This window comes from Vibrio sp. FE10, from assembly GCF_030297155.1.
Classification (GTDB): domain Bacteria; phylum Pseudomonadota; class Gammaproteobacteria; order Enterobacterales; family Vibrionaceae; genus Vibrio; species Vibrio apostichopi.
This window is the reverse complement of record NZ_AP028068.1, coordinates 280,108-298,990: the sequence shown is the minus strand read 5'-3', so window position 1 is coordinate 298,990 and position 18,883 is coordinate 280,108. Positions and strand designations below refer to the sequence as shown.

Here is an 18,883-nt window from a genome sequence, read left to right as displayed (position 1 = left end):
AAGATGTTTCATTCAATGAAATCAGGGATTAAGAAGGCAGTGACGCTAGCAACCGTGTTGATGACGACACTCACTGCTGGTCACGCTTTTGCTAAAGATTCGATCAACTTCGGCATTATCGCGACTGATGCACAACAAAACTTGCGTAGCCGTTGGGAGCCTCTTCTGGATGACCTAGGTAAAGCGTTAGGCATGTCAGTGAATGCTTATTTCGCACCTGATTACGCAGGCATCATTCAAGCTCAGCGTTTTGGCAAGGTCGATTTTGCTTACTACGGAAATAAGGCGGCGATGGAAGCCGTTGATCGTGCTGACGCAGAAGTCTTCGCTCGATACATAGATGAAGAGGGCTTACAGGGTTATTACAGCTTACTCATTGTGAATGCCAAAAATGACAATATCAACACGCTTGAAGACGTGATCGAGCAGCGCGAAACACTCAAATTAGGTAATGGCGATCCTAACTCTACGTCGGGTTTCCTTGTGCCGAATTTCGAAGCGTTCGCCAGCAATGGTATTTCCGCTAATGACTTTCACCGCAACGTAACCGCAAGCCATGGTGCCAACGTGATGGCTGTCGCGAACAACCAAGTGGACGTCGCAACCAATCACACCATGAGCCTTATCCGCATCGAAGAGCAAAACCCTGAGTTGTTTAGCAAGCTGAAAGTAGTTTGGAAGTCAGAGCTTATCCCATCAGACGTGGTTACCTACCGTAAAGATTTAGATGAAGACTTGAAGCAAAAGGCGCGTGATTTCTTCGTCAGCTACGGCGAAGAGCCTGAACAGCTTGAAAACCTGCATCAACTGGCTTGGTCTGGCTTTGCTGCTACTGATAACAACCAACTACTGCCTATTCGCCAAATGGAAGCATTCAAAAAGCTGGTTGATGCTGAAAACAACAGCAACCTAAGCGAGAAAGACAGAACCAAACGCATGGCGCAATACCAAGCAGAAATCGACCAGCTGCAAACAGAAATTGATGCGCTGAAAGGCTAATCCCATTCCCTGCGCCGCTTTGGGCGGCGCAAAAAAGAGTAGAGAACAATGACTGCAACAACTCAAAGTTACGAGCCTTCATCGAAGCTGTCGATTAAAAACGGCGTGATCGCTGTGATAGCACTACTGGTCCTTAGCTGGGCGTGGCAAGGCGCAGAGATGTCACCAATGATGTTCTTTGAACACCCAGAGAACATGGTTCAGCTCGGCAAAGATTTTTTCCCCGCAGATTTCAGTGAAAGCAACGTGTACCTCAGCGAAATGCTAGTGACGATTCAAGTGGGCATTTGGGGAACCGTGTTATCGATTCTGTTAGCGATTCCATTTGGCATTCTGAGTGCTGAAAACCTGATGCCGAGCTGGGTGACATTTCCAATCCGTCGATTGATGGACTGTCTGCGTGCTATCAACGAAATGGTGTTTGCGATGCTGTTTGTGGTGGTTGTCGGATTAGGACCGTTTGCTGGTGTGATGGCGCTGTTCATTCACACGACAGGCGTGCTTGCCAAGCTATTTGCTGAAGCCATTGAAGCGATTGAACCCGGGCCGATGGAAGGCGTGAAAGCGACAGGCGCAAACCCAATCGAAGTGATTCTTTACGGCGTAATTCCACAGGTGATGCCGCTTTGGATTTCATATTCACTGTACCGCTTAGAGTCGAATATTCGCTCGGCAACGGTTGTGGGTATGGTTGGTGCGGGCGGTATTGGTGTGCTGCTTTGGCAATCCATCTCAGGCTTCCAACTACAACAAACCGCTGCAATCATGTCGATTGTAATCGTGACGGTGAGCGTTATCGACTTCGTTTCTCAAATCATCCGTAAGAAGTTTATTTAGGCATCTTAGATGTCTATTTATTTGAACTTATCTAGATAAGTAATTGAACTTTGGAGAGGAAAATTTTATGCCCGTTTACTTAGATATTGCCTCAGAGCTTGAAAAGGAAGTGAAAGATCGCTTTGTTCCGGGTGACTACTTACCACCGGAATCCAAGTTGGCTGAGCGCTTTGCCGTGAATCGTCACACGCTTCGTCGCGCGGTCGATGAACTGGTATCTACGGGCTTGATTCAACGTCATCAAGGTAAAGGCAACATGGTGATTCGTCAGCCAAGTGACTATCGACTTCACTCAGGAGCGCATTTTACCAAGAACCTGATTGAGCAAGGTGCGATGCCAAGGTGTGAGGTACTTCAATCTCGTCTTATCAACGTATCACCCAAGATTGCGGGCTACTTGAAAATGGAAGAGGGAAGCAAGGTCATCCACATCCGTACCCTGCGAAAAACAGGAGATACACCGAGAACTATCATCGACCACTACCTGCCGAATCTAGAGTGGTGGCCGATTCTCAAGAACTTCACCAATGGTTCTTTGCACCAATTTATTCAGCGTGGTTTGGATACTGATTTAGAGCGAAAAGAGACTCGGGTGGGCGCGAAAATTCCAACCAATGAAGAGTGTCGTTTATTGCAAATCAGTACCAGTACACCGCTACTCAAAATTAAAACCACCAACGTAATTAAAGGCACTCAAGTAATAGCGGAATTCTCAAGTTCCAATACTCGTGCCGACGCAACCGAAATAGTAATGGAGCACTAAATGACAGCTTTGAAAGAGCGACAAAAGTGGATGTCAGTACTCGCGCAGAGCCAGTTCTCAGAATTGAAAACGCGCTGGGAAGCATTAGGGCTGAACGCGGAATATGCCATGGTTCGCCAACCAGAGATTGGTTTAGCACAAGTGCGTGCGCGTATGGGTTCAACAGGCCGTCAGTTCAACATGGGGGATGTCACGATTACTCGCGCAGTAATCAAGCTAACAAGTGGAGAACTTGGTTACAGCTACCTACAGGGGCGAAGCAAGCCTCATGCAGAGCTAGCTGCTGTTGTTGATGCCTTGATGCAAAACGGACAACAAGCCGAGGTGATCAACACGAAACTTATTGAGCCTTTGGCTGCGATGAAACATGAACGAGACAGTCAACGCCGCCAAGAAGTGGCTTCAAGCAAAGTGGACTTTTTTACCATGGTTCGTGGTGAAGATTAGGTTCGCGGAGAAGACTAGGTTCGTGGTGAAGATTAGGTTCGCGGTGAAGCTTGCTTTATAGAGAAGAACAGCTTCGCAGGCAAGCTACAGAACCACATGTCATTCAAGAATAAGATTAACGAATTAAACAGGTTAGAACGAATTCAATGAGTATGATTTCTCCTGCATTTCAAGATGCAGTTCATGACAGCCAGCAGTGCTTTCGATTACTGCTGAAGGCGATGTCTGAACCCGGCAACGTCGTAACGCTAAACCGTTGTGAAGGCTTTGGTTCAATGATGAGTGCAGCCGCTCAAACGCTGCTTTCCATGGCCGACAATGCAACACCGATCTGGCTATCTTCGACATTAAAGGCCGATCACGCGGTGACTGAAAACATCAAGTTTCACATTGGTGCTCCGATTGTAGAACAGACTCAACAAGCAAGTTTCGCTGCGATTTCAGCGCTAGACTTACTGGATATCGATTGGTCAGAACTGACATTTAACCTTGGCAACGAAGAGTATCCAGATACCTCAACAACGGTTGTGATTGAAGTTGATAGCTTAACGTCGGGTACTGAGCTGTCATTGAGTGGCCCTGGTATTCAAAGTGAACAAGCTGCGTTCTTTAGTGGATTACCGGCGGGCTTTGTTTCTTACCTTAAAGAGCGTCAATCATTGGTGAAGTTCCCATTAGGAGTCGACTTTATCTTTGTGGCGAACCAGCAAGTGCTGTGTCTGCCTCGTACAACCAAAGTGGAGGCGACAACATGTACGTTGCTGTAAAGGGTGGAGAAAAGGCCATTAGTCTGGCGCATCAACTGCAAGCGAAGAAGCGTCGCGGTAATCCTGATTTACCAGAATTGAGTGTTGATCAGATTCAAGAGCAGCTGTCGGGTTCGGTAGACCGAGTGATGACGGAAGGCGGCATTTATGACAAACAACTCGCGGCATTGGCCATCAAACAAGCGGCGGGCGACTTAGTCGAAGCGATCTTCTTGTTACGCGCTTATCGCACCACGTTACCTCGCCTTATCACTGCACAACCTGTTGATACTAACTCAATGCGAATTGAGCGTCGTATTTCGGCAACTTATAAAGATCTGCCTGGCGGTCAAATTTTAGGCTCAACCTACGATTACACGCATCGCTTGTTGGATTTCAGCCTGCTTGCTGAAGGTGAAACACCGCAGATCCTAACTCAAGATGTGGCTGACTCCGAACCTTGCCCACAGGTATTAGGCATTCTTGAAAACCTCGACATGATGTTGACCGAAGAAGATGACCAACAAGTACCAGAAGACATCACTATGAATCCGGTGAACTACCCGTGTGACCGTAGTGCACGCTTACAAAACTTGGTGCGCGGCGATGAAGGTTTCTTATTGGCGCTGAGTTACTCGACTCAACGTGGTTATGGTCGTAATCACCCATTCGCGGGCGAGATTCGTACCGGATTTTCAATACTATCGATTGAACCGGAAGAACTGGGTTTTAGCATCGACATCGGTGAGATTGAGCTGACAGAGTGTCAGATGATCAATGGCTTTGTTGGTAATAAACAGAACAAAGCCAAACTGACTCGTGGTTACGGCTTAACGTTCGGTGCGACTGAGCGTAAAGCAATGTCGATGGCGTTGGTCGATCGTTCTTTGCAAGCCGCAGAATACGATGAGCCTGTCGATGGTCCAGCTCAAGATGAAGAGTTTGTGCTTTCTCATTCTGACAATGTTGAAGCAGCAGGCTTTGTGTCTCACCTAAAACTTCCTCACTACGTCGATTTCCAAGCGGAACTAGAGCTGCTTAGAAAAATGCATAAAGAGCACGATGAATTGATGGCTCAACTAGGTAATGAAGAACAAGGTAATGGCGTACAAGGAGGTCAGTCATGAACACAGCAACACTTAATGCGCCGATACTTAACTCTTCAACGACGTTAAGTAACGAAGAGAAAGCATCCCACAGCCCAGTAGTTGCGACAGGTTATAATTATGGTTACCTTGACGAGCAAACTAAAAGAATGATTCGTCGTGCATTGCTTAAAGCGGTGTCTATTCCGGGTTATCAAGTGCCGTTCGGTGGCCGTGAAATGCCAATGCCTTACGGGTGGGGAACCGGTGGTGTGCAGATCACCGCTGCGATTATTGGCCAGCCAGACACGCTAAAAGTGATTGACCAAGGTGCCGACGACACAACCAACGCAGTGTCGATTCGTGAGTTCTTCAAATCAATCGCCAGCGCGAATACGACAGAAAAAACCACGGAAGCAAGCATCATTCAGACTCGCCACCGCATCCCAGAAGTCGATCTTCAAGAAGATCAGATCTTGGTGTATCAAGTACCGATCCCTGAGCCACTTCGCTTCATTGAGCCTCGTGAAACTGAAACTCGCAAGATGCATGCACTGCAAGAGTACGGAATCATGCATGTAAAGTTGTATGAAGACATCGCACGTTTTGGCCATATCTCGACGGCTTACGCTTACCCAGTGCGAGTCAATGATCGTTACATCATGGACCCATCGCCAATCCCTAAGTTCGACAACCCGAAAATGGACAACATGGCCGCACTACAACTGTTTGGCGCGGGGCGCGAAAAGCGTATCTATGCCGTTCCTCCTTACACCAAGGTTCAGAGCCTAGATTTTGAAGATCACCCGTTTGAGATTCAGAAGTGGGACGAGCCATGTGCAATTTGTGGCTCTACGGATACCTTCCTTGATGAGGTCGTTATGGATGACCAAGGCTCACATATGTTTGTTTGCTCAGATACTGATTACTGTCGTGAGCAACAAGATCGCAGTCAACAACTTGATGGCAATCAGTTCGTTCATAACGAAATAGGCCGCAAAGAGGAGAACAACGTATGAACGCGGTGACAAATATGAAACACGAATGGAACCAATCAGAGCAGCCTCTGTTGTCTGTCTCTAATCTCACTAAGTTGTATGCGCCAGGTAAAGGGTTTCAGAACGTCTCGTTTGACCTTTTCCCTGGAGAAGTGCTGGGTATTGTCGGGGAATCTGGCTCTGGCAAAAGCACCTTATTGAAGTCACTTTCTGGCCGTCAAACACCAGACAGTGGTGAAGTGATTTACTTGCGTGGTGATGCGGATAAGCAAATCTCACAACTGGAAGACTTGTACCAAATGGCGGAAAGCCAACGTCGCCATTTGCTGCGTACAGAGTGGGGCGTGGTGCATCAACATCCAATGGATGGTTTGCGTGGCCGAGTATCGGCGGGTGGCAACATTGGTGAACGCTTGATGGCTGTGGGCGAACGTAACTATGGGGAGATTCGTGAGAAATCAGCGAAATGGCTGGGTGATGTCGAGATCCCAACGGATCGAATGGACGACATGCCGACGACCTTTTCTGGAGGTATGCAGCAAAGATTACAGATCGCACGCAATCTCGTTACTCACCCTAAGTTGATCTTCATGGATGAGCCAACAGGCGGTTTGGATGTGTCGGTGCAAGCTAAGTTGCTCGATCTTCTTCGTCGCTTGGTTACAGAGCTTGAATTAGCTGTGGTGATCGTAACTCACGATCTTGCTGTGGCTCGCTTGCTTGCACATCGTTTAATGGTGATGCGCCGCAGTGAAGTAGTCGAAAGCGGCCTTACAGATCAAGTGCTCGATGATCCTCAACACCCATACACACAACTGCTGGTTTCTTCTGTACTGCAGAATTAAGGACGATGACATGAATACCAAACTAACCGTAAACAACGTCAGCAAAACTTTTGTGCTGCACAACCAAAATGGCGTTGAACTGCCAGTGTTAACAGGCGCGAACTTCTCGGTAGACAGTGGCGAATGTGTGGTTCTGCACGGCCATTCGGGCTCAGGTAAATCAACGTTACTGCGTGCGCTATATGCCAACTACTTGGTGGATTCTGGCTCAATTAATATTGTGCATCAAGGGAGCATGCTCGACCTTGCGAAGGCTACGCCACGAGAAATCATCAACGTGCGTAAACACACCATAGGTTGGGTCAGCCAGTTTTTGCGTGTGATTCCACGTATTAGTGCGCTGGAAGTGGTGATGCAACCTATGTTGGAAATGGGTGGCTGCGCGCAAGAAGCAGAACAGAGAGCAAAGTTACTGCTGACTCGATTAAACGTGCCAGAGCATTTATGGCACTTAGCACCAGCAACTTTTTCTGGTGGTGAACAGCAACGTGTGAACATCGCGCGTGGTTTCATTGTTGATTACCCAATCCTACTGCTTGATGAACCTACCGCTTCGCTCGATGCGACCAACAGTGCTGTGGTCGTGAGCTTGATTGAAGAAGCCAAAGCGGGCGGTGCTGCAATTATCGGTATCTTCCATGATGAAGCAACGCGAGATTTGGTCGCTGATCGTCTGTATGACGTGAAGCTTCAAAAAGACATTTCACCAAAACAACTCACTACAGCGTGTGCGTAAAGGGAGCTGACGCAAATGATTATTACCAACGTAAATCTGGTGCTTGAAAATGAAGTGGTGCGCGGTTCGGTTGAACTGCGAGATGGCGTGATTGCCAATATGTCTGACTCGACTAGCCAAATTCCGGGTGCCTTTGATGGTGAAAATGGCTTCTTGATGCCGGGCTTGATTGAGCTGCATACCGATAACCTAGAGAAGTATTTCACGCCAAGACCCAAGGTAAACTGGCCACCGCTTTCTGCAATGAGCGCACACGATACACAGCTGATTGGCTCTGGCATTACTACAGTGCTTGATGCGGTTGCTTTGGGTGATTACCGAGATGGCAATCGCCAAGAGAATCTCGACCAGTTTATTAATACTGTAGCCGAGAGCCAGAAGCGTGGTCTAACTCGAGCCGAACACCGCATCCACTTGCGCTGTGAAGTACCGCACTCAACTACCGTTGGTTTGTTTGAGCGTTACGTGAACATGCCAGAAGTGCAGTTAGTCTCTGTAATGGATCATGCACCGGGTCAGCGTCAGTTTGTGAACTTAGATAAGTACCGTACCTACTATCAAGGCAAGTACAACATGACGGATGTCGAAATGGCTGTCTACGAAAAAGACCAAGTTGCTCAGTCAGAACGTTGGTCGAAACAGAATCGCGATGAGATCACCCGTCAGTGCCGTGACTTGAATATTCCAACCGCAAGTCATGATGACGCAACCAGTGCTCATGTAACGGAATCCAAAGAGTTGGGCATGGTGATTGCTGAGTTCCCTACCACGGTCGAGGCAGCGCAGCGCTCTCACGAATTAGGCTTAAAGGTGATGATGGGGGCGCCGAACGTGATTCGCGGTGGTTCACACTCGGGGAACGTTGCAGCGCATGAGTTGGCGTCTTTGGGCGTGTTGGATATCTTGTCTTCGGATTACTACCCAGTGAGCTTGTTAGACGCGGTATTTACGCTAGTGAATGATGAGCGCAACAACCTCGATGTGGCGCAAGCGGTGCAATTGGCGACGCTTAACCCAGCGCAAGCACTTGGTTTACACGACCGTGGTGTGATTGCAGAAGGTAAGCGTGCCGATCTGGTATTAGCGCATCGTTTGGATGACCATCAGCTAGTATCTCGTGTGTGGTGCGAAGGCAAAAAGGTATTCTAATCTATGTCTAAAGGTTACTCATTTGATGTGAATGGGGTGGTCAACGCCGCCCCAAAAGCTGACAAACCGGGTCAGCTTTATTATGTAATCGGTCCTTCTGGCTCAGGGAAAGATTCGATTATCTCGGCGCTGCGTGAGCAGTTCGTTAAAGACTTGGTGGTTGCCCATCGCTACATTACACGTGCGGCTGATGCTGGTGGCGAAAACCATGTCGAGCTCAGTGACGATGAATTCTTTATTCGCTACTCGCGCAATATGTTTGCGATGAGTTGGCAGGCACATGGCATGAGCTACGGTATTGGCCAAGAAGTTCATCAATGGATGGATGCGGGCTTGAGTGTTGTGGTTAATGGCTCGCGTGCGTATTTGGATGCAGCAAGAGACTTGTTTGGTGAACGATTAGTCCCCGTTGTGGTTAGCGTTAAGCCAGAGGTGTTAGAAGCACGCTTAAGAGCGCGCGGACGTGAAAGTGAAGCTGAGATTGCCCTTAGATTGCAACGTGCGGCGGACTATTGTGTGGACTCAGAGTCCACTCTAAATAACACGCTGTGTATTGATAACAGTGGCACGCTTGAACAGAGCATTGCGCAGTTTGCTCGTTTAAAAGAACCAGCTGAAATACTCGCAGAACCAGCAGGCGGTGTTGCATGAAGTTGACCATGTTAGGCACTGCCAACAGCGCGATGGTGCCAGTTTACGGGTGTGATTGTTCGGTGTGTGTTTCTGCCCTTGAAAACCCCAGCTTAAGACGAGAAAAGTCATCAGCGTTCCTTGAACATAATGGCAAGTTTCTACTGTTAGATGCCAATGCGCCTGACCTGATGCGCCGGTTTCCTGCAGGATCGATTGACCAGATCTTATTGACTCATTACCACATGGATCATGTTCAGAGTTTGTTTGATCTCCGATGGGGTGCAGGCGATCAGATCTCGGTGATTTCTCCCGATGACCCGCTGGGTTGTGATGATCTCTATAAACATCCCGGTATTTTGGATTTTTCCATGCGAGCACAAGCGTTTAAGTCGTTTAATTGGCAGGGAATAACCGTCACGCCATTACCCCTCAATCACTCTAAACTTTGCCTTGGTTATTGCTTTGAATTTGATGGAAAGCGGTTGGCTTATTTAACCGATACAGTAGGGCTGCCAAAGCAAACCGAGCGTTGGCTGAAAGAATTTCCCGTTGATTGGTTAATCACGGATTGTAACTCCCCACCAATTGAAGATCCTCAAGCTCGATCGAACTTAAACCATAACGACTTTCACCATATATTAGATATTGATGAAACTTGTCGTCCTAAGAACCTTGGTTTGATCCATGTCAGCCACCACATGCTCGGCTGGGCAGCACAACATCCCCAAGCTTTCCCACAGCGATTACGCATTCTCAACGATGGCGAGGAGATAACCCTATGAGCCAACCTCTTTCCCCAACCTTAAACAGCGAACCGAGCGTCGCTGAAAGCAGCAAGCTGCACAACGTTGAGCTTGGGCGTTGGACTGAAATTGCTGACCGTTGTGTGTTAAATAACGTATTGGTTGGAGATTACAGTTATATCCAAAACGACTGTAATCTGATGTTTACCGAGATTGGTAAGTTCACATCAATCGCAGCGGCGGTTCGTCTGAATCCGAGCAATCACCCGTGGTGGCGTCCTACATTGCATCACTTCACTTATCGCCCTGGGAAGTATCAGTTAGGTGAAGATCCTACGTCACTGGATGATGAGGTGTTCTCGTGGCGCGAAGAAGACAAAGTACAGGTTGGACACGATGTGTGGATTGGTCACGGCGTGATTGTGCTGCCGGGTATTACGATTGGCAATGGTTCGATTGTTGGGGCTGGTAGCGTGGTGACGAAAGACGTACCACCATACTCGATTGTGGTTGGCAACCCTGCCAAGGTGCTGCGTCCTCGTTTTGATGATCCTAGCTATGCTGAGCGATTAGAAAGCCTTGAGTGGTGGCATTGGGATGATAAAAAACTGGCAGAAGCATTGCCACTTTTCCAAAAAGATTGCGGTGAGTTTTTGAGTCACTTTGAGCAAACCTAAATCCAATATCCTTTAAGCCTGAAAGCTAAAAAAGCAGCCTCAGTGGCTGCTTTCGTGTATACGATGGAAAGTGAAAATTTCGATTGATTCAAGTAATCAGTTCTTTGATCATCAATGTTTCGCCAATAAGAAATCTTTAAAATGAATAGCAACGGCGGATGCGGTTGTGGCTGGTTGGTAGTACATATTTAAGCTCCAAATACTGGTGTCATAGCATTCAAAAATAGGCACTAGTGTTTTGTCATTGATGTGCTTTTCTACCAAAAATTGCGGTAGATAAGCGATACCAGTTCCGTTCAGTGCGGCTTGCAGTAATAGGTCACTATCATTAACCTCCAACGATTTAGGGATTTTAATAATCTGGCACTCATTATCCTGAGTAAACACCCAGTCATTACTTCCGGTGAGCGTCGTTGCAAACAGGCATAAATGAGTTTTTAGTTCAGAAGGGCGTTGTGGAGTATTGTTTCTAGCAAGATAGCCCGGAGAAGCGACGACGACAAAGGGACTTTGCATTATCTCACGACGAACTAGGTGTAAGTCTTTTTCTCGATAGCCTTGATAAGATGCGTTAGCGCTGATGGTAATATCACTGTCAGCGGCATGATCAAGTGCCCAAGGTGTAATGTTGAGGTTAAAAGTGATCTCGGGGTTGGTGAGTAAGTACTCGCTGATGTGATTCATTAAAAAATGGTTGGCATAGACTGGTGTGCAGATTACATCAATATGGCCTTTATCGTGTTTTTGGTAATCTTGCATCGTGCGCATGACAGTTTCAGATTGATCGACGAGTACCGAAAACTGATCAAATAAAGTTTGGCCAGCAGGTGTGGGTTTTAACAAGCGATTATTGCGTCGATATAATGGCATTCCAAATTTAAGCTCAAGATCCTGAAGCCAGCGGCTACCGGCTGATACTGAAATGTTGAGCTTACGCGCTGCGGCAGAAATTGACCCTGTGCGTACAACGTAAATAAAAAATGCCATTTTATCTAACATCAAAGGTTCCTGAAATTGATAAATGAAAAGACAGGCTATCTTTAGATAAGTACCTGTCTTCAGTTTGAATTATGCAGCAGCTTCCGTTTTTTTGTTTGGAGCTTGTTTCCCGAGTTTTTTCGCCATGACTTTTTCCATGTCTTCGAGGGCAACCCCTTTGGTCTCAGGAACGTACTTAACAACGACAACCATACAAATGAGGGACAACGCGGCGAACACCCAAAAAGCGAAAGCGCCGTTGAAGTTTTCTTTTAGATATGGATTTTCGTTAAGCATAGGGAAGCTTTGAGTCACAATAAATCCAGTAAACCATTGTGCACCCACAGCGATAGCCATTGCTCTTGAACGAATGCTGTTAGGGAATATTTCTGAGATCATCGTCCAACATGCACAACCCCAAGATGTAGCGTAAGCGACAACATACAAACACAGCGCAAACAATGCTGCATAACCTTCCGTTCCGGTATAGAGCACATATCCAACAATAGTCATGCCAAGTGCACAGCCCAGAGTTCCGTATTTCATGAGCGGCAGGCGACCAACTTTGTCGATTAAGTACATACCTAATCCGTTACCAAGAATGAACACCACACCTACAAATGTCGTTTGGAACAACGCGTTCTCAGTACCACCGGCTATAGGTTTTAAGATTTCTGGGGTGTAATACATGATGACGTTGATACCAGTAAGTTGCTGCGCTGCCGCGACAAATGTACCAATGACAAGGATTGAAAAAAGAAGAGGGGAACGTAAGCTGATTTTACTGTTTTTGGATGCGTTCGCTGGAACTAAAGATTTTTGTACCTCTAGGATCACTCTGTCTGCATGTTCTGGGTTGGAAATTCGAGAGAGTGTCTCTTTTGCTTTACCTATTTTCCCCTTGAGTACTAACCAACGTGGGGATTCAGGAATCATGATTAATAGGCAACCGAATAATGTCGCTGGCAATACTTCAGAAGCCAACATCCAGCGCCATCCGACATCAACTAACCAAGCTTCGGACATTCCTTTCGCAATTAGATAGTTAACGTAGAACACCCCAGTTTGACCTATAACAGCGGATTGCTGGAACATACTGACCGCTCGACCGCGAAAATCTTTTGGGGCAACCTCTGACATGTACATTGGGGAAACTACACAAGCGATACCAACTGCCACACCACCGACGATTCTGAGTAACACATAGATGGTAAATGTAGGTGCGATAGCGGAACCGATGGCGGATATGATAAACAACACAGCAGATAAGAAGAGTGCACTTCGACGACCATATTTTAGGGCAACAGTTCCTGCAGATACAGCACCGATAATACTTCCCAACACTACACTGGATACTGCCCAGCCAGTTTGAGCGGGCGTTAAACCAAAATGCTCTCTTATTGGCCCAATTGCCCCTGATATTACCGCGGTATCATAACCGAGCAAGATTCCCCCAAGTGCAGCGATACAACAAATTCTAACTATGTAAGCGATATTATGTTTGTGAGACTGTGTCCCATTATTAGGTGACATTACATACTCCTTTGTATTGTCCAAACACTCTCTTAACCATCAAATAAGGTCGTGCTGGGCGATGATTCGATACCCAATGAATGTAGGGTTAGAGTATCGAATTAATAACTCGCCAATGAATTTAGTAATAATAATAAATAGATTTGATAAATATTTTTCATTTTAGCGATGTTGAGAATCATAATAGCTCAGAATGACTACGGCTATTAAATTAATGTCTCTTTGGTCAATAATGTTAACCTGATCAAGGTGTGGAAAATATTTTTCAAATGCTTTATTTTTCCTAAATTGTTGTTTTTAATTGAATTAAATTAATTGTGATCTGTGCCATTCTTTTCTCGAACCCCCCGTAAACACTCGCTTTTTCCATATAATTTCAAAAATTAAAAACAAATTTATCAAAATGAAAAATATTTTTCATTTAGTTTGGTTTGGATTATATTGAATCTCAGTGAAGCAAACCTGTTTGGCCAAAATATCGATCAGATGCAATGAACCTATCTAATTGAAATTTTACTGGCCTAAGTAAAATTAAATATAAAAATTTTGGAGTACGACCATGAGCAAAGTTCAATACGGAATTAGCCCTTTAACTTGGACAAATGATGACATGCCAGAACTGGGTGGTGAGATCCCGTTAGAGACGTGTTTGAGCGAAATGTCTGAGTCTGGCTTTACTGGTACCGAGCTAGGCACTAAATACCCGAGAGATCCAGAAACTCTTATTCCATTGTTGAAAAATCACAACCTAGTATTGGCATCTGGTTGGTTCAGCGGAAATTTGATGACATTAACTGCAGAAGAAGAAATTGCGGAAATGCAAGGTCATATCTTGTTGCTTAAAGCCGCTGGTTGTAAGGCGATGGTTTACGGTGAGGTCAGCAATACTGTGCATGGCGACATCAGCAAGCCGTTGTCATCTCGCGTGATTTTGACTGAAGATGAGTGGAAAACTTACGCTGAAAAACTAACTACTGTTGCTGATTACCTGTTGAACAAGCATGACATCAAGCTTTCATTCCATCATCACGTGGGAACGATTGTTGAAACGGAAGAAGATATCAATCGTTTGATGGAAGCGACCGGTGATTCTGTTTATCTGACACTAGATACGGGCCACATCACTTACGGGGGTGGTAACCCTGTGAATGTTATTGAGCGTTGGGGTCACCGTATCGGTCATATGCATTTTAAAGACCTTCGTATTGAAGTGATGAACGCAGCTCGTGATGCTGATAAATCATTCTTAAACGCCGTGCTTGATGGGGTATTCACGGTTCCAGGTACGGGTGATGTGAATTACGACGATGTGTTTGCTGCACTTAAAGCGCGTAATTATGAAGGTTGGCTATTGGTAGAAGCGGAACAAGATCCAGCGAAAGCACATCCGCTTACGTTTGCAAAAACGGCTTACGAGAACATTACGGGCTACGCAAATAAATACGGCTTGTAATTAAAAATGGCTTATTGAAGGGCAATCCCAACAATAAGCCAGAGTCGACACACGGACAATACGTAATTGGCAAGGTAACGCGCCAATTACGTATAAGAAAGATCGAGGAAGAAGATGAAAACTGTACGCCTAACCGTTGCTGAAGCCTTAGCTAAATATCTTGCAGCGCAGAAAATTGTAGTCGATGGGAAAGAAGAGCAATTATTTGGTGCCGCTTTCGCCATTTTTGGTCACGGCAATGTGACATGTTTTGGCCAACAGCTGAAAAACATCGAAGAAAAAATCCCAACGTGGCGTGGTCAAAACGAGCAATCAATGGCTACGGCTGCTATCGCTTATGCAAAAGCGAATAAGCGTCAACGTATAGGTATTGCGACCAGCTCAATTGGTCCTGGTGCCACCAATATGGTCACTGCAGCCGGTATTGCACATACTAACCGTCTGCCACTATTACTTATCTCTGGTGATGCTTATGTAAGCCGTCTTCCAGATCCTGTATTGCAACAGCCAGAAAATTTTGAAGATCCATCGGTGACTTCTAACGACGCATTCAAACCATTGACTCGTTACTGGGACCGCGTGTTGTCGCCTGCTCAATTGATGCATACGCTTCCACAAGCACTAGATACTATGCTCGACCCTGCGACATGCGGGCCAGTTTTTCTTGGATTACCGCAAGATGTTCAAGGCATTGCTTACGATTTCCCAGAGATATTTTTTGAAGAGAAATGTCATCGTATCCGTCGCCCTGAGCCGGAAATGGTCGTACTAGAAGAAGCGAAAGAGATCTTAATTAAAGCGAAGAAGCCTTTGATTATTTCAGGTGGAGGTGTGCATTACTCGCTTGCAACTGATGAACTAGCCGCGTTCGCAGCTAAGCATAACATCCCTGTTGTCGAAACTATTGCTGGTCGTGCGACCATGCTGCAAGACAATCCACTCAACGCAGGGCCTATCGGCGTTACTGGCTCTAACTCTGCTAACCATATGGCTAACGAAGCTGATGTCGTACTTGCGATTGGTACACGTTTACAAGATTTCACTACGGGATCTTGGAGCGTATTCAAAAATCCAGAAATGCAGCTAATTAGTATTAACGTGGCCAAATTCGATGCGATTAAGCATCGCTCTCATCCAGTTATTGGTGATGCGAAAACCAGTATGACGAAATTATCTGGTCTTTTGGCTGACTGGCGATCAGGTGATGAGTGGTCTTCAAAAGCCAAAGTAGAAGCTGATGAGTGGAAGGCGTTAGTCCAACGTCGTACTCACCCACAAGCAGGTGAATTGCTTGAAGGTACTTCTTCTTACGCTGAAGTGATTGGCAAGCTGAACCGTAGTATGGAAGAGGGCGATACAGTCTTGACTGCCGCCGGCGGATTGCCTGCTGAACTGTCTATGAACTGGCAGAATTACCAAATTGGTAAGTTTGATATCGACTTTGGCTATTCGTGTATGGGTTATGAGATCGCAGGTGGCTGGGGGGCGAAAATTGCCAACCCAGACAGTGATGTTGTGGTTCTTGTTGGTGATGGTTCGTACCTCATTCAAAACTCAGATATCTATTCGTCGGTTTTGACTGGACACAAAATGATCGTTGTCGTTTGTGACAATGGCGGCTTCGCTGTTATCAACAAGCTTCAGAACAATACAGGTAATGAATCATTTAATAACCTCTTAGAAGATTGTCGTCGCCCTGACGGAGAATTAGCCCGTGTTGATTTTGCTAAGCATGCAGAAGCACAAGGTGCAATCAGCGAGAAATTGACCTCAATTACCGACTTTGATGCTGCATTCGCAAGAGCGAAAGAAGCTGACCGTACCTACGTTATCGTTGTAGACATTGACCCAGTATCTCCGGCGGCATGGTCGAAATGTGATTGCTGGTGGGAAGTAGGACTTCCTGAGGTTACACGTAACGAAGATACCGCAAAAAAAGTCGCTGATTGGGAAGAGGGCCGTGCGGCTCAGCGTCGCGGTGTTTAATCAAGAATATTCAAAATTAAAATCACAATAACTTTAACCACTGATACATCATTCAATCAGTTGATGTATCAGGTAACGGAGCAAGATTATGTTTAATGAAGAACGTCGTTTTGAACAACCTCTACGCTGGGCGATGATTGGCGGTGGACGTGGTAGTCAGATTGGTTACTCACATCGCAACGCTGCACAACGAGATGGACTTTTTAAGCTTGTTGCTGGCGCTTTTGATTTAGATGCTGAGCGTTGCAGAGATTTTGGAACCAACTTGGGATTAGACCCTGATCGTTGTTATGCAAACTACAAAGAGATGTTTGCAGCAGAAGCACAGCGTGAAGATGGTATTCAAGCCGTGTCTATTGCGACGCCAAATTCTACACACTATGAAATCTGTAAGGCGGCACTCGAAGCAAACCTTCATGTTGTTTGTGAAAAACCTATCACATTTACATCAGAAGAAGCGGAAGAGTTAAAAGTTATCGCTGAGCAAAACAATCGAGTGATTGGCGTGATGTATGGCTACAGCGGTTTCCCTATGGTTCAGCAAGCTCGTGAAATGGTACAGCGTGGTGATTTAGGTGACATCCGCGTTATCAATATGCAGTTTGCTCATGGTTTTCATAACGAAGAGTACGAACTTAACGATCCAGGCTTGAAATGGCGCGTGAGCCCTGAAGTTTCAGGTCCAACGTATGTACTGGGTGATATCGGTACGCACGCATTTTACTTGTGTGAAGTGATGACTGGCCTTGAAGTCGATCGTTTAGCGTGTATGCGTCAGAGCTTTATTAAGTCACGTACACCGTTAGAAGACAACGCACACGTAATGATGGAATTCAAAGGCGGCGCAGTAGGCACGCTTTGGGCTTCTGCGGTGAATGCTGGCTCTATGCACCAACAAAAAATCAGAATCGTAGGCTCTAAAGCATCAATTGAGTGGTGGGATGAGCAACCAAACCAACTGCGCTTAGAAGTGCAAGGTGAGCCATCGCGTATTCTTGAGCGTGGTATGGGGTACTTGCACCAAGATGCGCCTGGCGTTGCTGTGAATCGCGTGGGCGGTGGTCATGCGGAAGGCTACTTCGAGTCTTGGGCGAACCTTTATCATCGTTTCGCGCTTGCGTTTGACGCGGCAGACCGTGACGACCAGCAAGCGCTATCTGATATTTGGTTCCCTGGTATTGATGCGGGCATCGAAGGTGTTCGTTTATGTGAGAAGTGCGTGGAGTCTGCGGACCAAAACGCTGCTTGGGTTGAATACAGCAGATAGGAACTGACTATGACAAAGATTGCACTTCCAAAAGATCGCAAGCTGGATGCCATCGTATTAGGCCGAGCTGGCGTTGATCTCTATGCTCGCGAATTCAATACGGACATGGCTGATATTTCAGGCTTTAACAAATTCGTTGGCGGTTCTGCAGCAAATATCGCAGTAGCAGTTAGTCGTTTGGGTGGTAGAACAGGCTTTATTGGTTGCGTGGCAAATGACGCGTTCGGTGACTACGTAAAAGGTTACATGCAAGAGCAGGGTATCAACCTTGACGGAATGATGACTGATGACACAGGTTCTCGAACTTCTGTTGCATTTACCGAGATGAAGCCAAGCGACTGTACAGTTCTGATTTATAGAAACAACGCATCAGACCTAACCATAAAACCAGAACAGGTGAGCGCAGATTACATCGCGAGTTCCAAGACTTTGGTTGTAACGGGTACTGCACTTTCTGAGAGCCCAAGCCGTGAAGCTACGCTCATTGCTATGGAACATGCTCGTAGAGCGGGCACTATCGTGATTCTTGATGTGGATTACCGTCCATATTCTTGGCGCACAGATGTCGATGCGTCCATTTATTACGGTATCGCTGCGGGGCTATCTGACATTGTTATCGGCAATCGTGAAGAGTTTGACATGATGGAAACGGTCCTGGCACCGGGCAATCAAGATGATGACCAAACGGCAGAACGATTTCTACGTGAAAATACTCAAGTAGTTGTGATTAAGGCTGGAGAGCTTGGTTCTAAAGTGTATTGCAAAGATGGCTATAAGTTTGAACAAGGGATCTTCCGAGTCAAAGTGAACAAACCCTTTGGTTCTGGAGATTCGTTTGCTGGCGGTCTTATCTGGACGCTCATCAATGATGGTGAACTTGAAGACGGTGTTCGTCACGGATCGGCTGCTGCGGCAATCAATGTGAGTGGTGAAAGCTGCACTGAAGCAATGCCAACGAAAGAAGAACTACTCGATTTCATTGAGAGTCGAGCGTAACGCTTTTGACTT

General features: G+C 46.3%; 19 protein-coding genes. 17 read left to right on the top strand and 2 right to left on the bottom strand.

Annotated elements, in window-relative coordinates; all coding sequences use genetic code 11:
* Positions 1–3 precede the first annotated feature (3 nt).
* From phnD to QUF19_RS18395, 13 genes are all read left to right on the top strand, one after another.
* A complete protein-coding gene (gene phnD / locus QUF19_RS18455; RefSeq protein ID WP_286301913.1) occupies positions 4–999 on the top strand; it encodes a phosphonate ABC transporter substrate-binding protein in 996 nt (331 codons plus the stop codon).
* Between the two features lie 48 nt (positions 1,000–1,047).
* On the top strand, positions 1,048–1,836 hold the full coding sequence (gene phnE / locus QUF19_RS18450) for a phosphonate ABC transporter, permease protein PhnE (RefSeq protein WP_286301911.1): 789 nt from the start codon (positions 1,048–1,050) through the stop codon (positions 1,834–1,836).
* A 67-nt stretch (positions 1,837–1,903) separates the two neighbouring features.
* The gene (gene phnF, locus QUF19_RS18445) at positions 1,904–2,599 is read left to right on the top strand and encodes a phosphonate metabolism transcriptional regulator PhnF (RefSeq protein WP_286301909.1); all 696 of its coding nucleotides are present in this window, start codon (positions 1,904–1,906) and stop codon (positions 2,597–2,599) included.
* Positions 2,600–3,046: a phosphonate C-P lyase system protein PhnG gene (phnG, locus tag QUF19_RS18440; protein WP_017111559.1), complete on the top strand. Its 447-nt coding sequence runs from the start codon at positions 2,600–2,602 to the stop codon at positions 3,044–3,046.
* A 146-nt stretch (positions 3,047–3,192) separates the two neighbouring features.
* The gene (gene phnH / locus QUF19_RS18435; RefSeq protein WP_286301906.1) at positions 3,193–3,813 is read left to right on the top strand and encodes a phosphonate C-P lyase system protein PhnH; all 621 of its coding nucleotides are present in this window, start codon (positions 3,193–3,195) and stop codon (positions 3,811–3,813) included.
* Positions 3,798–4,919, top strand: a complete 1,122-nt coding sequence (locus QUF19_RS18430; protein WP_286301905.1) for a carbon-phosphorus lyase complex subunit — start codon at positions 3,798–3,800, stop codon at positions 4,917–4,919. The genes phnH and QUF19_RS18430 overlap by 16 nt, the downstream gene beginning before the upstream one ends.
* Positions 4,916–5,896 carry an alpha-D-ribose 1-methylphosphonate 5-phosphate C-P-lyase PhnJ gene (locus QUF19_RS18425; RefSeq protein WP_286301903.1) on the top strand — a complete coding sequence of 327 codons (981 nt, stop codon included), beginning with the start codon at positions 4,916–4,918 and terminating at the stop codon, positions 5,894–5,896. Before QUF19_RS18430 ends, QUF19_RS18425 begins: the two co-directional genes overlap by 4 nt.
* Positions 5,893–6,720 (top strand): phosphonate C-P lyase system protein PhnK, encoded by an 828-nt coding sequence (gene phnK / locus QUF19_RS18420; protein ID WP_017066704.1) that lies wholly within the window; start codon positions 5,893–5,895, stop codon positions 6,718–6,720. The genes QUF19_RS18425 and phnK overlap by 4 nt, the downstream gene beginning before the upstream one ends.
* A gap of 10 nt (positions 6,721–6,730) precedes the next feature.
* Positions 6,731–7,456 (top strand): phosphonate C-P lyase system protein PhnL, encoded by a 726-nt coding sequence (gene phnL / locus QUF19_RS18415; protein WP_286301897.1) that lies wholly within the window; start codon positions 6,731–6,733, stop codon positions 7,454–7,456.
* Positions 7,457–7,471: 15 nt separating this feature from the next.
* A complete protein-coding gene (gene phnM, locus QUF19_RS18410; RefSeq protein ID WP_286301895.1) occupies positions 7,472–8,605 on the top strand; it encodes an alpha-D-ribose 1-methylphosphonate 5-triphosphate diphosphatase in 1,134 nt (377 codons plus the stop codon).
* Positions 8,606–8,608: 3 nt separating this feature from the next.
* A complete protein-coding gene (phnN, locus tag QUF19_RS18405; protein ID WP_286301893.1) occupies positions 8,609–9,256 on the top strand; it encodes a ribose 1,5-bisphosphokinase in 648 nt (215 codons plus the stop codon).
* The gene (gene phnP / locus QUF19_RS18400; protein ID WP_286301892.1) at positions 9,253–10,020 is read left to right on the top strand and encodes a phosphonate metabolism protein PhnP; all 768 of its coding nucleotides are present in this window, start codon (positions 9,253–9,255) and stop codon (positions 10,018–10,020) included. Before phnN ends, phnP begins: the two co-directional genes overlap by 4 nt.
* Positions 10,017–10,658, top strand: coding sequence for a DapH/DapD/GlmU-related protein (locus QUF19_RS18395; RefSeq protein ID WP_286301890.1), 642 nt, complete (start codon positions 10,017–10,019; stop codon positions 10,656–10,658). Before phnP ends, QUF19_RS18395 begins: the two co-directional genes overlap by 4 nt.
* Positions 10,659–10,769: 111 nt before the next feature.
* Here the strand turns inward: QUF19_RS18395 and QUF19_RS18390 are convergent, their stop codons facing one another.
* Complete coding sequence (locus QUF19_RS18390; protein ID WP_286301888.1) at positions 10,770–11,657, bottom strand: LysR family transcriptional regulator; 888 nt, start codon at positions 11,655–11,657, stop codon at positions 10,770–10,772.
* Positions 11,658–11,726: 69 nt separating this feature from the next.
* Positions 11,727–13,169: a sugar porter family MFS transporter gene (locus QUF19_RS18385; protein WP_286301885.1), complete on the bottom strand. Its 1,443-nt coding sequence runs from the start codon at positions 13,167–13,169 to the stop codon at positions 11,727–11,729.
* A 559-nt stretch (positions 13,170–13,728) separates the two neighbouring features.
* Here QUF19_RS18385 and iolE point away from each other — a divergent pair.
* The 4 genes from iolE to iolC all read left to right on the top strand — a co-directional run bounded on the left by iolE (position 13,729) and on the right by iolC (position 18,871).
* Positions 13,729–14,622: a myo-inosose-2 dehydratase gene (gene iolE / locus QUF19_RS18380; RefSeq protein WP_286301884.1), complete on the top strand. Its 894-nt coding sequence runs from the start codon at positions 13,729–13,731 to the stop codon at positions 14,620–14,622.
* Positions 14,623–14,736: 114 nt separating this feature from the next.
* Positions 14,737–16,608, top strand: a complete 1,872-nt coding sequence (gene iolD, locus QUF19_RS18375; RefSeq protein ID WP_017111571.1) for a 3D-(3,5/4)-trihydroxycyclohexane-1,2-dione acylhydrolase (decyclizing) — start codon at positions 14,737–14,739, stop codon at positions 16,606–16,608.
* Positions 16,609–16,696: 88 nt separating this feature from the next.
* Positions 16,697–17,875 (top strand): Gfo/Idh/MocA family protein, encoded by a 1,179-nt coding sequence (locus QUF19_RS18370; RefSeq protein WP_102282116.1) that lies wholly within the window; start codon positions 16,697–16,699, stop codon positions 17,873–17,875.
* Between the two features lie 9 nt (positions 17,876–17,884).
* Positions 17,885–18,871 carry a 5-dehydro-2-deoxygluconokinase gene (gene iolC / locus QUF19_RS18365; protein ID WP_017111573.1) on the top strand — a complete coding sequence of 329 codons (987 nt, stop codon included), beginning with the start codon at positions 17,885–17,887 and terminating at the stop codon, positions 18,869–18,871.
* Positions 18,872–18,883 lie beyond the last annotated feature (12 nt).

Coding starts and splice junctions, on each gene's coding strand:
- phnD (WP_286301913.1), top strand. CDS start 4: ATGTTTCATTCAATGAAATCAGGGATTAAGAAGGCAGTGACGCTAGCA.
- phnE (WP_286301911.1), top strand. CDS start 1,048: ATGACTGCAACAACTCAAAGTTACGAGCCTTCATCGAAGCTGTCGATT.
- phnF (WP_286301909.1), top strand. CDS start 1,904: ATGCCCGTTTACTTAGATATTGCCTCAGAGCTTGAAAAGGAAGTGAAA.
- phnG (WP_017111559.1), top strand. CDS start 2,600: ATGACAGCTTTGAAAGAGCGACAAAAGTGGATGTCAGTACTCGCGCAG.
- phnH (WP_286301906.1), top strand. CDS start 3,193: ATGAGTATGATTTCTCCTGCATTTCAAGATGCAGTTCATGACAGCCAG.
- QUF19_RS18430 (WP_286301905.1), top strand. CDS start 3,798: ATGTACGTTGCTGTAAAGGGTGGAGAAAAGGCCATTAGTCTGGCGCAT.
- QUF19_RS18425 (WP_286301903.1), top strand. CDS start 4,916: ATGAACACAGCAACACTTAATGCGCCGATACTTAACTCTTCAACGACG.
- phnK (WP_017066704.1), top strand. CDS start 5,893: ATGAACGCGGTGACAAATATGAAACACGAATGGAACCAATCAGAGCAG.
- phnL (WP_286301897.1), top strand. CDS start 6,731: ATGAATACCAAACTAACCGTAAACAACGTCAGCAAAACTTTTGTGCTG.
- phnM (WP_286301895.1), top strand. CDS start 7,472: ATGATTATTACCAACGTAAATCTGGTGCTTGAAAATGAAGTGGTGCGC.
- phnN (WP_286301893.1), top strand. CDS start 8,609: ATGTCTAAAGGTTACTCATTTGATGTGAATGGGGTGGTCAACGCCGCC.
- phnP (WP_286301892.1), top strand. CDS start 9,253: ATGAAGTTGACCATGTTAGGCACTGCCAACAGCGCGATGGTGCCAGTT.
- QUF19_RS18395 (WP_286301890.1), top strand. CDS start 10,017: ATGAGCCAACCTCTTTCCCCAACCTTAAACAGCGAACCGAGCGTCGCT.
- QUF19_RS18390 (WP_286301888.1), bottom strand. CDS start 11,657: ATGTTAGATAAAATGGCATTTTTTATTTACGTTGTACGCACAGGGTCA.
- QUF19_RS18385 (WP_286301885.1), bottom strand. CDS start 13,169: ATGTCACCTAATAATGGGACACAGTCTCACAAACATAATATCGCTTAC.
- iolE (WP_286301884.1), top strand. CDS start 13,729: ATGAGCAAAGTTCAATACGGAATTAGCCCTTTAACTTGGACAAATGAT.
- iolD (WP_017111571.1), top strand. CDS start 14,737: ATGAAAACTGTACGCCTAACCGTTGCTGAAGCCTTAGCTAAATATCTT.
- QUF19_RS18370 (WP_102282116.1), top strand. CDS start 16,697: ATGTTTAATGAAGAACGTCGTTTTGAACAACCTCTACGCTGGGCGATG.
- iolC (WP_017111573.1), top strand. CDS start 17,885: ATGACAAAGATTGCACTTCCAAAAGATCGCAAGCTGGATGCCATCGTA.